Here is a 13,717-nt window from a genome sequence, read left to right as displayed (position 1 = left end):
CTACACCCCTCCTAATATGCGGATCATCGCGCGCATCGCTTCTATCATTTGTTCAAATATGATTTGCATCATATAAAACATGCTCCCCATCACGACAATCAGCAAAATAAAGGCAACAATAATTTTTACCGGAAACCCCACTACGAAAATATTTAACTGCGGAACGGTTCTTGCGACAATTCCAAGCGCGATATCGACTAAAAATAATGAACCTACCAAAGGCAAAGACATTTGAACAGCTACTAAAAACATCGATGAGAAAACGGTTATGATGTGTGTAGCAAATGCTTGGCTTCCCACAGGGAAAGCTACTTTGTCTAACGGAATAATTAAATAACTATTATAGATGCCGTCTATTAATAAATGATGTCCATTGGTCGATAATAAAAATAGAAGAGCAAATACATATAAATATTGACCTAGTATCGGGCTTTGCGCACCTGTCTGCGGATCTATTACGTTGGCAATCGCAAATCCAATTTGAAAATCGATAAGACCTCCGGCAATTTGAATAGCCATAATAAATACATAAGCGGTCAAACCAATAAACAAGCCAACAGCGCATTCTTTTACTACTAAAAGTACAAACTGTGCGTCTAACGAAACGACAGGTAAATCAATCGTTGTCGCAATAATGACGGATAGCGAGGCAGACAAACCTACCTTATGAACTGCGGGAATCGTTTTGTATGAAAATAGCGGAACCGTGATAAAAAAAGACGTTACCCGCACTAGCACTAGTAAAAACGCGGGATAGGATAAGATCAACTGACTCATAGCTACCCTACGTACCGATACAGATTTGAAAAAATTTCATATGTAAATGAAATCATTTTTGATAACATCCACGGACCAAAAAATACAATCCCTACTAAGACCGCTACAATCTTAGGAACAAAAGCAAGAGTTTGCTCTTGAATTTGGGTAGTTGCTTGAAAAATACTAATAATGAGCCCAACTACAAGGGCCAGCAGCAATAAAGGGCCAGATACAATTAGGATTGTATACACGCCTTTTTCTGCTAACGAAATGACAAATTCTCCATTCATTGTCTATCACCTATTGAAAACTTATTAATAATGATTTAACAACTAAATTCCAGCCGTCAACCAGTACAAATAGTAAAATTTTAAACGGGAGCGAAATCATAACGGGAGGAAGCATCATCATTCCCATAGACATCAGCACGCTTGCTATAATCATATCGATAATGAGAAAAGGAATAAAAATCATAAATCCAATTTGAAATGCTGTCTTTAGCTCACTGATTGCATAAGCCGGAACGAGCGCAGTTAAGGGAATATCTTGAACAGAGGATGGTTTATCTATATCCGCATATTCTAAAAAAAGAGCTAAATCTTTTTGTCTTGTATGAGCACTCATAAATTCTTTCATTGGTTCAGCTGCTTTTTCATAGGCTTGATTCAGCGTGATTTTTTCTTTTAAAAGCGGCTGAAGCGCCTGTTCATTTACCTGAGAAAAAGTGGGTGCCATAATAAAAAACGTTAAAAACAGCGATAATCCAACTAATACTTGGTTAGGAGGCATTTGCTGTGTCCCGAGCGATGTACGTACAAACGAAAGCACAATGACAATACGTGTAAAGCAGGTCATCATAATTAAAATTCCAGGAGCTACCGAAAACACCGTCAGCAGCAACAAAAGCTGGACAGACGTTGAAACATTTGTAGGACTGCTCGAGTTAAAGAGATTCATCACTTCATTCATCGTTCTTTTTGTTCCTTTCTAACTCTTTCAGTACGTTTTGCCTTTTTGTTTTCATTTCATTCATTTCTCGCTGAAAAAGCTGTTGAAAAGAATGACTAGATTTCTCTTCTTTTTTAGAAGTTAATTTTTCTAAAAAGGACGGTGGTACCACTTTGTATTCGCCTTCGTTTCTTTGTTGTTCCTCATACTGCGTGAGCAGCTGCTGTTTCTCCTGCCCCGTAATTTCTGAAAGAAGCTGCACGTTTTCGCCGACTCCAATGACAAAAAGCTGTTCTCCAACTTTTACCACTTGCACCGACTTGCTGCTTCCCACATTTGTACCGCCTAAGTTTTGTACTACTTTATTCTTTTGAAGCATTTTTCCTTTTTTATTTACAAATTTTAAGAGCGCAAAAAGCAGCCCAATTACAAGTAAAAACGCGAATATCATCTTCATAATATCTCCAGCTGAGAGCGTAGGCGTCCCCTGGAGTGCAGTTTTTTCTTTTGAATCAGCACTCTCATTCTCTGAACACTTCTCCGTTTTTTCCAAACATTCTTTTACCGATGCAGATCCACTTTCTGCATAGACGATTTGATTTGATCCTGCTAATACGCTTATTAACAGCGCAGCAATTACGAACTTTCGCAGCAATGCCTGCCACCTCTTACTTCAACATAGTGTAAGATTAGCGGGAAAGCCCCGCCAATCTGCTGTTTATCCAATTGCTTTTGAAATTGCCTCTAATACACGATCTGCTTGAAAAGGCTTAACGATAAAATCTTTTGCCCCTGCTTGAATCGCATCAATCACCATTGCCTGCTGGCCCATGGCTGAACACATAATCACCTTAGCATCACTTTTTATGCTTTTAATTTCTTTTAAGGCCGTAATTCCATCCATTTCAGGCATCGTAATATCCATTGTGACAAGATCTGGTGCATGCTCTTTAAATAACTCCACAGCCTGCTGACCGTCTGCCGCTTCCGCTACTACTTCATATCCATTTTTCGTTAAAATATCTTTGATCATCATGCGCATGAATGCAGCATCATCTACAATTAAAATTCGGTTTCCCATCTCTACTCCTCCTAAAAATCATTACTTTAGTTTGTTAATACGGTCTCTTTGACTAATAATATCGGTTACGCGAACGCCAAAATTCTCGTCAATGACGACCACTTCACCTTTTGCTATTAATTTGCTATTAATCAAGATATCTACTGGTTCGCCTGCTAGTTTATCAAGTTCAATGATTGCACCAGAAGATAATGCTAAAATCTCTTGAACCGTTCGCTTAGTTCTTCCAAGCTCCACGGTAACTTGAAGCGGGATATCAAGCAGCATGTCTAAATTTCGTGAATCCCCTTGAGGAGAAGACACGTGCTCGAACTCTGAAAACGATGCGGGCTGAATATCAACTGGTACATGAACAGATTCTACCTGCTGTGTTTCTTCATGCTGTACGTATTCAGCTGACGGCGGTTCTGTTTGCTTTTCGTTAAAATCTGATTCTTTTTCAATAGAAGCTGCCGTATCTTCTGCGCTTGGAACTAAAAGCTCTTCCACCAAGCTTTTGGCAAAAGATATCGATAAAAGCTGCATAATATTCGAATCGATTAATGTGCCTACCTTCAAATTAAAAGAGACTTTTACAAAGACGTCATCTTGGGGAATAAGCTCTGTGCCTTCCCCTTTTTGAATATTTAAAATATCTAAGCTCGGCGGAGAGATATCAATTTTCTTTTGAAATACCGTGGACATAGACGTCGCTGCAGAACCCATCATTTGATTCATCGCTTCCTGCACTGCACTCAGCTTAATTTCATCCATGATTTCCGTCGGATTCTCACCCGTTCCACCAAGCATCAAATCTGAAATAACAGCTGCATCTTCATGTTTAATAACTAACAAATTCGTACCAGAAAAGCCTTCTGTATACTGAACTTGCACAGCGACATGAGGATTTGGAAATTCATCCGTCAGCTCTTCTTTATATACGAGCGATACAAACGGTGTGGTAATATCGACTTTTTGATTCAATAAAGCCGATAGCGCTGTTGCTGAACTGCCAAACGAAATATTTCCAATTTCGCCAAGCGCGTCTTTTTCCATTTCCGTAAAGTAATCATCTACTTGACTTGACTTATTCGGCTCTGAAAACTCGTCAAGTGAAGAAGTTCCTTTTAACAACGCATCAATTTCATCTTGCGAAAGCATGTCATCGTTCATTCCTTTCGTTCCTCCTCTTAACATCATCTAGAATTTGCACAGCGACTTTCCGACTGACTTTTCCAGGCTGTGCAATAAATTTAGGTTGTTCTCCGACGTAAATAGTTAACGGATTATGAACGCTTGTTTGCAGTCGAATAACATCTCCCGCATCTAATGCTAGGAAATCTTCAATTGAAATATCCGCTTTTCCTAGCTCGGCTACAACCTGCAATTCCGCATCATTGATTTGTTCCTTTAGCTGCTCAACCTCTTGTACGTTAGGTTCTTTTTTCGAAGATTGCATCCAGTAATGAACGGACAGTTTGGACACAATCGGCTCAAGCGTCACGTGCGGAATACATAGATTGATCATGCCCGTTTCATCTCCAATTTGTACGTTTAATGAAATGACGATGACAATTTCATTTGGTGAAATTACCTGCAAAAACTGAGGATTCACTTCAAACTCTGATGTTTCAGGTTCAATTTCCGCAATAGAACTCCAAGCTTCTCTCATACTGTCTAACGTTTTCTCTAACAAGTTTCGAACCAAGCTCGTTTCAATCTCCGTTAAGTTACTAATTTTCCCACCGCTCTCGCCTTGTCCCCCGAGCAAGCGGTCAAGCATCGCATAGGCAATGTTCGGATTGACTTCCATAATGATATGCCCTTCTAAAGGAGGGACGGCTATCACGTTTAAGATGGTTACTTTCGGAACAGAGCGAATGAACTCCTCATACGGAATTTGATCCACTGATACAACAGACACTTGTACAACGTTACGAAGCTGCGCCGAAAAGACGTTGATTAACATGCGCGCATAATTTTCATGAATTCGCGTCAAACTGCGAATCTGATCTTTTGAAAAACGCAGGGCGCGTTTAAAATCATATGTACGAATACGCTGTTTTTTATTTTCCTTTTTTAGCTCATCCGCATCCATCTCTCCGGTTGATAACGCGGATAATAGGGCGTCAATTTCATTTTGTGATAATACATCCCCTGCCACTAGCTTCCCTCCCTTTTTCTTTACTGCAACACTTTAGACGTTGTATAAATTTTAACAACATGTCCGTTTTCCATTAATTGATCAATTTGCTTTGCAATATCTGTTTCTAACGTGCTGAGTCCTTGCGTTCCTTCAAAATCTTGAGCACTCATATCTGAGAGCCTTTTGATAATAATGTCTCTTACTTGAAAGTCTCTTTTTTGAAGCTCTCCCGCTGCTTTTTTGCTATCCATTTGAATTTTAAAAGAGATGCTGATGTAATTATTGCTTTTTAAATTGGTTTTGATATCCGTTACATCTACAGAAGCTTTAATCACATCGTCGATAGATGGACCTTTTTCAGTACCTGCCTGCTCCGTGTACTTTAACGTCACAATAACCGCAATGCTTCCTATTAAAGTAAGAGAAAGCAGGATAATAATCATCTTACTAATTAGCTTATTTTTGAACACACTTTATTCCTCCGTCGTTTGCTGCAGCCCTAATACGTTAATTCGCTGATAATAACGCGTTACTTTCTCATTCACTTCTTCAACCGAATCCTTTACCACCAGCTTTTTATTATTCGTTAGCGTAATCGTCGTATCAGGAAATGCCTCAACCTGCTCGATGTAAAGAGCATTTAACGTAAATGTTTTGCCGTTTAGCCTTGTTAAAGTGATCATAATCAACCGGAGTAATACCTACTCCTTCCTCCCGCCTATCGTTTTAGATTCACTAATTCTTGCAGTATTTCATCGGATGTTGTAATAATCCTTGTGTTCGCTTGAAATCCGCGCTGTGCAACAATCATGTCCGTGAATTCTTCCGATAAATCAACGTTGGACATTTCAAGGGCGCTTGAAATTAAAGTTCCCGTACCGCTGTTTCCAGGAGTAATGTTTGCAGGAGTTGTAACCAGACCAGCATTTGGAGTATTAGCGAACAAATTTCCTCCTGCTTTTTGAAGCCCTTCATTATTAGCGAATTTTGCAAGCTTGATAGTCTGAGGATTCGGAAGCATAGTTCCGTTTAGACCAACAATATTAACAGTTCCATTTGCTCCAATGCTGTAGCTTTTAGCTGTAGTTGGATCAATCCTAATTTTCCCATTAGTAGCCTGTACAAATAATCCATCACCTGTCACTAGATAACCATCTTTATCTAAATAGAAGTTCCCCGCTCTTGTGTAATAGTCTGATGTTCCATCATTTACAACAAAATAGCCGTCTCCAGAAATAGCTAAATCTAGAGGGCGTCCTGTTGACTGAATGCTTCCTGCCGTTTGAACTGTATCAATTGTGCCAATTTGCGAACCTAACCCCACTTGTTTAGCGTTAACACCTCCACGGTTCCCAGCCGGCCCTGTTGCTCCTGCTACTTGCTGACTTACTAAATCTTGAAACGTTGTACGTCCTTTTTTATAGCCGTACGTATTAACATTGGCAATGTTATTTCCTAGGACATCTAATTTAGTTTGAAAATTTTTCATGCCGCTGATTCCTGAATACATCGAACGTAACATAAAATCACTCCTTAAATTTGGTTGGTTAACTGCTTACTTCTAAGATATCGTTTAGCGAAAGTACCGTATGATTTTCATCGTTGATCCTAAACGATACCTCATTGTTTTTGACGGACGCTGTCGAAATGACTCCTTGCTTTTTATTTCCTTCTTCATCTAACCATGTAGCAGTTTTACCAATTAATTCGCTCCCTTTTAAAATAGGAGAAGCCTGAGACTGCGTTAAAAACGTATTGAGCGATGTGCTCATATTTGTCATTTGTTCAAGGGATGAAAACTGAGCCATTTGAGCAATAAAGTCTTTGTCTTCCATTGGATTCATTGGATCTTGATTTTGAAGCTGAGCAATCAAAAGCTTCAAAAAGTCATCTTTGCCAAGCGAGCTATTTCCCGTTTGCTTCACTGGTGTGTCTCTATTGCTTAAATACAAGTCAGACGTAATTTCATTTGTCATTGTTATCACCTATACGTTGTAGTTAATAAGCGCTGTTTCAAAAGAAGATAGAAAGGAAGCCGATTCTTCCAATTGTTGTGAATCTTGACCTTCTTCTTCCTTTTTAAACGCTTCTTTTTCCTGTCTTTCTTTTTGCTGGTCGTTTTCATTGTTGTACGACACCGCTTGTTCCGACAGTAGCACATCGATTTTATCAATTGACACATGCTGAGACGCGAGACCGTGCCGCAAAGTTGAAAGGTTGGCGTCCAATAACTCTTTTGTTTTTGCTGACGATACGACAATTCGCGCAACCGTTTCACTGTCTTTCTGAAGCATTTCAATTGAAATCGCACCTAGCTGTTTTGGAAATAACTTAATGAAAAGCTTGGATGTTCCCTCTTCAGTACTGAACGAAGCTTTACTCCATATTTTTTCAAGCTCGTTTACCAAATTGCTAGACTGTTGATAGTCAGATTTTGCTTGCCCTAGATAAATAGAGAACTGCTGAAGCTTAGGCATTTCCCCACTTCCAAAGGATGATGGCTGATTCTCTACTGTCGCTCCGGTTGTGTTTGTATCTGCAGAACTTTCGCGATTTTTTAAAGAGCTATTTGTATCAATATTTTCACTGTGTAATACCAAATCTTTTTTCCATGGAAGTTGATTGAAAAAAGGTACTTTTTCCTCTTTACGAAAAGCGTTCATATTTCGCACAGAACTTTCTGAAGCTGTATGAACAGCGTCCACACCGACTTGCTCAACGGATACATACTGAGACGTGAGAGCTTGTCGTAATCTAAAAAGGTTGGCGTCTAACAGCTCTTTTGTTTTCGCTGACGATACAACCACTTGCGCATTCGTTTTATGATCTTGTTGACGCACTTCAATTGAAATCGTACCTAGCTGCTTTGGAACCAACTTAATGAAAAGCTTGGATCCTCCCTCTTCAATACTGATCGAAGCTTTATTCCATATTTTTTCAAGCTCGTTTACTAGATCACTGGACTGTTGGTGGTCTAATTTCACTTTTCCTAAATCAATAGAAAACTGCAGCACTTTTTCTTCTTTAGCAAAAGCGTTCATATCTTTTACAGAACTTTCTAGAGCTGCTTGAACAGCAGCCACATCGACTTCATCAACCGATACATGCTGAGACGTGAGAGCTTGTCGTAATCTAAAAAGGTTGGCGTCTAACAGCTCTTTTGTTTTCGCTGACGATACAACTACTTGCGCAGTCGTTTTATGATCTTGTTGAAGCACTTCAATTGAAATTGTACCTAGCTGTTTTGGAAATAACGTAATGAAAAGCTTGGATCCTCCCTCTTCAGCACTGAGCGAAGCTTTACTCCATATTTTTTCAAGCTCGTTTACTAGATCACTGGACTGTTGATAGCTTGATTTTAATTGCCCTAAATCAATAGAAAACTGCGGCACTTTTTCTTCTTTAGCAAGAGTGTTCATATCTTTTATAGAACTTTCTAGAGCTACTTGAACAGCGGCCACATCGACTTCATCAACGGATACATGCTGAGAAGTCAGAACTTGCCGTAAAATCGAAAGATTGGCGTCTAATAGCTCTTTTGTTTTCGCCGACGATACAACCACTTGCGTAATCGGTTCATTTTTTTGCTGAAGCACTTCAATTGAAATCGTACCTAGCTGTTTTGGAAATAACGTAATGAAAAGCTTGGATTCTCCCTCTTCAGCACTGAGCGAAGCTTTACTCCATATTTTTTGCATCTCATTTAACAGATTGTCAGACGGTTGATGATCAGATTTTACTTGCCCTAGATCAATAGAAAATTCTTGGACCTTAGGTACTTCTTTAGATTTAAAAGATGATGGATTATTTTCTAACGTCCCCCCGGCCGTGTTAGCAGTGACAGAAATTTCACTATCCTTTTTTAAACTATCCCTTTCCATACTTTCGCTACGTAAAATCACATCTTTTTTCCATGGAAGCTGATTCAAAAGCGGCACTTTTTCCTCTTTATGAACAGCGTCCATATCTCTTACAGAACTTTTTGGAGCCGCATGAACAACGGCGAAGAAACCAGCAGAGCGCTTTTCATGTAAGGTATCGGTTAATACACGTGGTTGTTTATGAATTTTCTCTATTTTTTCAGCAGCTGTTTTCTGCAAACCCTCAAGCTGCGAATTCGAAAGGGTCACTGACTGCAGCTGCGGTTTTTGTAGTTCTTCCATCAGCTGAGCGAACTCTGTTTGGAACGCAGATGATGTACTTTTACAAATGGTCAACAAGGTAGAAATAGAAGACAAATATTGTTCTTGACTGTCTGTTTCAGATGAAACAGGTGCCCGCTGCATGTCTGTTAACACGTGCTGCAGCTTTAGAAGCGGCTGTTCCAAATCTAGACTACTTGGAATACTACTGAGCATCTCGGCTAGATGTTCGTACAAGACAGACGGTTCAATTTCTTCATCTTCTGTTTCGCCTAACTGAATCGCCATTAACCCGACCGCCTTGAAGACGTCTTGATCTACCGCTTGTTCATCACATGATTTCTCCCCGCGCGTTAAAGGCTGCACATCTAACTGCTTAAGCTGCTGAACTATTTCTTCAAAAAAACCCTGAGTCTGACTAGCAGCTGCTTTTTCATCGCAGTTTACCTTTGATGCAGCTGCTGGACGTAGTGAAATTTCCACTGTTTTCACCTCTGCTTTTATTCCTCAATCTGATCTGTTAACAATGTCGTATAGCGTGCAGCTACTTTTGGATCCATTTTTTCTAAGATTGCCGTTCTTGTACTCGCTTTGAACTGCTTAAGCATCGCGACCGCTTTGTCTTCTTTTAATTCGGCAAAGATAAGTGCTGCATTTTTAGGAGACATGTTTTCATAGGTAGCAATGACATCTTTTTTTGCCAGCTGATTGTTCTTTTGTTTTTTCGCTTCATCATCGGCTTTTTCTTCCATATCGCGCATTTCAATTTTTAGTTCATCCATTTGACGGTCTTTTGTACTGATCGTTTTCTCGTAAGCTGCGATTTGCTTTTCTTTTGTGCTCAGCTTCTTTTGAAGACTTTCAACCTGCTTTTGTATTTCTTCATTGCTTTCTTGAATATTTTCATTTTTTTGTGACTGCTCACTTGATACAAACGGAATGGCGTGTGTAATAGCTGAAACTTTATCATTTACATTAACGCCTAAAAGCGTCAGAACAATATAAGCCGCCAAGATAAGGAACACTGCTGGAATAAAGATTAAAAATAAAAACACTTGGCTTTTACTGTAAGACTTTTCTTCTTCGTACTCTTCTCTTAACTCTTTTTGATTAGCCATGTTTTCCACCTAATTCCTATGCAGCATATACTGCTGTAGCGACAGCTCATCCATTTGCTTCGCTTCTAACTGTTTTTCCGCGGTTATATAAGAATCGTAGTCTCTCTTTTTTAACTTTTCATACTTCTTTACTTCTATGTTCTTTTCTTCTAGCTTCAGTTTCTTTAAGTTCATTTGCTGCCTTGCAAACATGACCTCTTGTTGCAGCCTTTCAATCACTCGTTCGGCACTCGTTAAAAACTGCTGAAACGATGTAATTTCTAAAATAGAGAGCCCCTGCTTCATTTTGTCCGTATGCTGTTCAATCAGCGTTTCTTTTTCTTTCAACTTTTTATAAAGCTTTTCACCCGCTGTTTCAAACTGCTGCAAGGATTGATTATATTGAGATAACAGTTCATCTTTTTCATTTGACTTGATTGCCATTATTTTAGATAACCTAAATTCATATGCCATATTTACTCACCTTTCACAAACAGTTCACAGAGCTTTGTTACACTTGTTTCAAATGATGGATGTTCGTTCGTTTTTTGCTTTAAAAATTCATCAATGACAGGATGATAGTGGATGGCCTCATCAATGTAAGCAGAAGATCCTCTTTTGTATGCACCTATGTTAATTAAGTCTTCAGAATTAGCATAGGTAGCCATTAATGAACGCAGTTTTTCAGCTGCTTCTTTATGCCGTTCACTTACGATATGGTTCATCACGCGACTAACGCTTTTTAAGACATTGATGGCCGGATATTGACCTTTATTGGCCAGCTCCCGGTCTAGTACAATATGTCCGTCTATAATGCCTCGCACCGTATCCGAAATAGGTTCGTTCATATCATCACCGTCTACTAATACAGTGTAAAAAGCAGTAATAGATCCATGTTGATTAGTTCCTGTACGTTCAAGCAGCCTTGGCAAGCTAGCAAAAACAGATGGTGTATAACCTTTGGTAGTCGGAGGTTCGCCTACGGCTAATCCAATTTCTCTTTGAGCCATTGCTACACGGGTAACAGAATCCATCATCATCATGACGCTCAGCCCCTCATCTCGAAAGAATTCAGCAATAGAAGTAGCTGTATATGCTGCTTTCATCCGAAGCAGAGCAGGCTGATCCGAGGTAGCAACTACTACAACGGAGCGCTTTAACCCTTCCTCTCCAAGATCTCGTTCAATAAACTCTCTAACTTCTCTTCCTCTCTCACCTACAAGGGCAATGACATTGATATCTGCTTTTGTATTGCGTGCAATCATCCCGAGCAGCGTACTTTTCCCAACACCGCTTCCCGCAAAAATACCTATGCGCTGCCCTTGACCTACTGTTAGCAAACTATCAATCGTTCGTACCCCTACTTCAATCGGCTGTTCAATAGGCGGACGCTCTAAGGGATTAGGGGGGTCTTGATCGGTTAAAACAAAAGGCAAATAATGAGAAAGTTCAGACCCATCTAAAGGGTTCCCTAACGAATCAAGCACTTGACCTATTAACTCTTTTCCCACGCTTACCTGCAGAGGTTTTTCTGTCGTTTCCACTAGGCAGCCAGGTCCGATATATCGAACAGACGTATAAGGCATTAAAACGACGTTCTCACCGTTAAAACCAACAACTTCTGCACGAATTTTATCTCCTCGCTCACTAAGATGAATAAAGCAAACATCTCCTATTGACGTTCTAGGTCCTTTAGATTCAATCATCATTCCTACTACTCGGCTGACTTTCCCGTACCGTTTAAAAGAAGATGTGCGCGGGATTTCATGAATGAGTTGTGCGACTTTCATGTTTACTCTCCTCTAACAAACGTTCTTTTAATTTTTTCTTCAATTCTGTTAACTGACTATCAAAAGAAGCAACAAGGCGTCCATAAGAGGAGTCAATGACACAATCCATTTCCTGAAGGTTTTCATCTGCATAAATAAATAACCCGGTTTCTCCATTCAATAAATCGAACAGTTCTCGTTTATGTTCACATACATATGCATATTTTTTCGGAGAAACAAAAAGCTGGATTTCTTTATGTTCTCTAACTTCTTTTAAAGACCTTGCAACAAGTGATAAAAATGATTCATCTCTTTGAAGCTGCTCATTTAAAATCGTTTCAGCTAGGGTGAAACCTAATTCAAAGATGACTTCTTCAGATTGATTTATATATTCGTAATACTGATTCTTTGTTTCGTCAACAATGTTTCGCGACATGGCTAATACATGCTCATACTGTTGTTTTCCTTGAAGCAGCCCCTCTTCGTATCCTTCTTCATAGCCTCGCTTTTGTTCTTGTTGAAACAGCAGCACCTTCTCTTCTTCCCACTGCTTTTTCAAACGTTCAACTTCGTTTTGAGCTTGTTTGCGGTAAGCGTCTGCCTGGGCCTTTATTATTGCAGCTTCACTTTGCGCTTGTTCAATAACGTGCTGTGCATTTTCTTGCTGAAGATGTTCTTCTGTGGCCTCATCTTGTATCGGAAAACCAAATGGAATGACTTGAATGTGCTTAGCATTTTCGTCTGAAAGTTTGTTCGTATAAGTTGATTTAATGATATTAGACAATAATATCGTCTCCTCCACCTCGAGCTAGTACAATTTCACCAGCATCTTCTAAACGTCTAATTGCAGCAACGATACGTGACTGAGCTTCCTCTACATCTTTCAAACGCACAGGACCCATAAATTCCATTTCTTCTTTAAACGTTTCCACCATACGGCTAGACATATTTTTAAAAATAATAGATTTCACTTCTTCACTTGCTACTTTTAAGCTCAACAATAAATCATCATTTTCTACATCTCGTATCACACGCTGAATAGAACGGTTATCGAGCGTTACGATATCCTCAAATACAAACATTCGCTGTTTGATTTCTTCTGCTAATGCCGGATCTTGAATTTCAAGCGTATCAATAATAATTTTTTCAGTTGCTCGGTCTACTCCATTTAATACTTCAACTACTGCTTCTAAACCACCTGTTTGGGTATAGTCTTGGGTAACAGTAGCAGAAAGCTTTCTCTCTAAAATTTGCTCTACTTCATTAATGACTTCCGGAGACGTACTTCCCATCGTTGCAATCCGTCTTGCAATATCCGCTTGCCTTTCCTGAGGCAGTGATGATAAGATTTGTCCTGCCTGCGGCGGCTCTAAGTAAGATAAAATAAGTGCAATCGTCTGAGGATGCTCATGCTGAATAAAATTTAACAGCTGCATAGGATCAGCTTTTCTGGCAAAGTCAAACGGACGAACCTGCAAAGAAGAAGTTAATCGATTGATAATCATCATAGCCTGCTCTGGTCCAAGTGCTTTTTCTAACACCTGTTTCGCATAGCTTACTCCTCCTTTTTCAAGGTAGTTTTGAGCAAGCGTTATTTGTTCAAACTCATGAAGCACAGCTTCTTTTAGAGACGGCTCTATTTTTCTCACTGAAGAAATTTCAAGCGTTAGTTGCTCAATTTCATCTTCACTGAGATGTTTATAGATAGAAGCTGATACATCCGGACCAAGAGAAATCAACAAAATCGCTGCTTTTTGCTTTCCAGTTAACTCATTTTTTTGCATAGCCTTTACCAT

At 39.4% G+C, this 13,717-nt stretch carries 17 protein-coding genes; all 17 read right to left on the bottom strand.

Annotated features, from left to right (window positions below; genetic code table 11):
• On the bottom strand, positions 1-777 hold the full coding sequence (gene fliR, locus MMB69_RS03650; RefSeq protein ID WP_028411419.1) for a flagellar biosynthetic protein FliR: 777 nt from the start codon (positions 775-777) through the stop codon (positions 1-3).
• A gap of 2 nt (positions 778-779) precedes the next feature.
• Entirely contained in the window at positions 780-1,049 is a 270-nt protein-coding gene (fliQ, locus tag MMB69_RS03645; RefSeq protein ID WP_016765390.1) for a flagellar biosynthesis protein FliQ, read from the bottom strand.
• 10 nt (positions 1,050-1,059) lie between these two features.
• On the bottom strand, positions 1,060-1,728 hold the full coding sequence (gene fliP / locus MMB69_RS03640) for a flagellar type III secretion system pore protein FliP (protein ID WP_221784451.1): 669 nt from the start codon (positions 1,726-1,728) through the stop codon (positions 1,060-1,062).
• Positions 1,721-2,362 carry a flagellar biosynthetic protein FliO gene (locus MMB69_RS03635; protein ID WP_221784452.1) on the bottom strand — a complete coding sequence of 214 codons (642 nt, stop codon included), beginning with the start codon at positions 2,360-2,362 and terminating at the stop codon, positions 1,721-1,723. The genes fliP and MMB69_RS03635 overlap by 8 nt, the downstream gene beginning before the upstream one ends.
• Positions 2,363-2,425: 63 nt before the next feature.
• Positions 2,426-2,788, bottom strand: a complete 363-nt coding sequence (locus MMB69_RS03630) for a response regulator (protein ID WP_028410821.1) — start codon at positions 2,786-2,788, stop codon at positions 2,426-2,428.
• A gap of 21 nt (positions 2,789-2,809) precedes the next feature.
• Positions 2,810-3,940 carry a flagellar motor switch phosphatase FliY gene (fliY, locus tag MMB69_RS03625; RefSeq protein WP_260506718.1) on the bottom strand — a complete coding sequence of 377 codons (1,131 nt, stop codon included), beginning with the start codon at positions 3,938-3,940 and terminating at the stop codon, positions 2,810-2,812.
• Positions 3,930-4,931, bottom strand: a complete 1,002-nt coding sequence (fliM, locus tag MMB69_RS03620) for a flagellar motor switch protein FliM (protein ID WP_028410819.1) — start codon at positions 4,929-4,931, stop codon at positions 3,930-3,932. The genes fliY and fliM overlap by 11 nt, the downstream gene beginning before the upstream one ends.
• A 20-nt stretch (positions 4,932-4,951) precedes the next feature.
• Entirely contained in the window at positions 4,952-5,383 is a 432-nt protein-coding gene (fliL, locus tag MMB69_RS03615) for a flagellar basal body-associated protein FliL (protein ID WP_064472084.1), read from the bottom strand.
• 3 nt (positions 5,384-5,386) lie between these two features.
• Entirely contained in the window at positions 5,387-5,596 is a 210-nt protein-coding gene (locus MMB69_RS03610) for a flagellar FlbD family protein (protein ID WP_098399876.1), read from the bottom strand.
• 35 nt (positions 5,597-5,631) lie between these two features.
• On the bottom strand, positions 5,632-6,435 hold the full coding sequence (gene flgG, locus MMB69_RS03605; RefSeq protein WP_028411426.1) for a flagellar basal body rod protein FlgG: 804 nt from the start codon (positions 6,433-6,435) through the stop codon (positions 5,632-5,634).
• A 25-nt stretch (positions 6,436-6,460) separates the two neighbouring features.
• A complete protein-coding gene (gene flgD / locus MMB69_RS03600; RefSeq protein WP_277447173.1) occupies positions 6,461-6,889 on the bottom strand; it encodes a flagellar hook assembly protein FlgD in 429 nt (142 codons plus the stop codon).
• 9 nt (positions 6,890-6,898) lie between these two features.
• Entirely contained in the window at positions 6,899-9,538 is a 2,640-nt protein-coding gene (locus MMB69_RS03595; RefSeq protein ID WP_264408532.1) for a flagellar hook-length control protein FliK, read from the bottom strand.
• Between the two features lie 17 nt (positions 9,539-9,555).
• The gene (locus MMB69_RS03590; RefSeq protein WP_264408533.1) at positions 9,556-10,173 is read right to left on the bottom strand and encodes a MotE family protein; all 618 of its coding nucleotides are present in this window, start codon (positions 10,171-10,173) and stop codon (positions 9,556-9,558) included.
• 9 nt (positions 10,174-10,182) lie between these two features.
• Complete coding sequence (fliJ, locus tag MMB69_RS03585) at positions 10,183-10,626, bottom strand: flagellar export protein FliJ (RefSeq protein WP_116372348.1); 444 nt, start codon at positions 10,624-10,626, stop codon at positions 10,183-10,185.
• Positions 10,627-10,628: 2 nt separating this feature from the next.
• Positions 10,629-11,942, bottom strand: coding sequence for a flagellar protein export ATPase FliI (fliI, locus tag MMB69_RS03580; RefSeq protein ID WP_277447172.1), 1,314 nt, complete (start codon positions 11,940-11,942; stop codon positions 10,629-10,631).
• Positions 11,917-12,705, bottom strand: a complete 789-nt coding sequence (fliH, locus tag MMB69_RS03575; RefSeq protein ID WP_277447171.1) for a flagellar assembly protein FliH — start codon at positions 12,703-12,705, stop codon at positions 11,917-11,919. Before fliH ends, fliI begins: the two co-directional genes overlap by 26 nt.
• Entirely contained in the window at positions 12,698-13,717 is a 1,020-nt protein-coding gene (gene fliG / locus MMB69_RS03570; protein WP_057273955.1) for a flagellar motor switch protein FliG, read from the bottom strand. Before fliG ends, fliH begins: the two co-directional genes overlap by 8 nt.

It is taken from the genome of Priestia sp. P5 (assembly GCF_029522155.1).
GTDB classification, from domain to species: Bacteria; Bacillota; Bacilli; order Bacillales; family Bacillaceae_H; genus Priestia; species Priestia megaterium_E.
The sequence above is the reverse complement of the archived record's forward strand: the minus strand, read 5'-3'. Positions and strand labels throughout refer to the sequence as shown.

Coding starts and splice junctions, on each gene's coding strand:
- fliR (WP_028411419.1), bottom strand. CDS start 777: ATGAGTCAGTTGATCTTATCCTATCCCGCGTTTTTACTAGTGCTAGTG.
- fliQ (WP_016765390.1), bottom strand. CDS start 1,049: ATGAATGGAGAATTTGTCATTTCGTTAGCAGAAAAAGGCGTGTATACA.
- fliP (WP_221784451.1), bottom strand. CDS start 1,728: ATGAATGAAGTGATGAATCTCTTTAACTCGAGCAGTCCTACAAATGTT.
- MMB69_RS03630 (WP_028410821.1), bottom strand. CDS start 2,788: ATGGGAAACCGAATTTTAATTGTAGATGATGCTGCATTCATGCGCATG.
- fliY (WP_260506718.1), bottom strand. CDS start 3,940: ATGAACGATGACATGCTTTCGCAAGATGAAATTGATGCGTTGTTAAAA.
- MMB69_RS03610 (WP_098399876.1), bottom strand. CDS start 5,596: ATGATCACTTTAACAAGGCTAAACGGCAAAACATTTACGTTAAATGCT.
- flgG (WP_028411426.1), bottom strand. CDS start 6,435: ATGTTACGTTCGATGTATTCAGGAATCAGCGGCATGAAAAATTTTCAA.
- flgD (WP_277447173.1), bottom strand. CDS start 6,889: ATGACAAATGAAATTACGTCTGACTTGTATTTAAGCAATAGAGACACA.
- MMB69_RS03590 (WP_264408533.1), bottom strand. CDS start 10,173: ATGGCTAATCAAAAAGAGTTAAGAGAAGAGTACGAAGAAGAAAAGTCT.
- fliJ (WP_116372348.1), bottom strand. CDS start 10,626: ATGGCATATGAATTTAGGTTATCTAAAATAATGGCAATCAAGTCAAAT.
- fliI (WP_277447172.1), bottom strand. CDS start 11,942: ATGAAAGTCGCACAACTCATTCATGAAATCCCGCGCACATCTTCTTTT.
- fliG (WP_057273955.1), bottom strand. CDS start 13,717: ATGGTAAAGGCTATGCAAAAAAATGAGTTAACTGGAAAGCAAAAAGCA.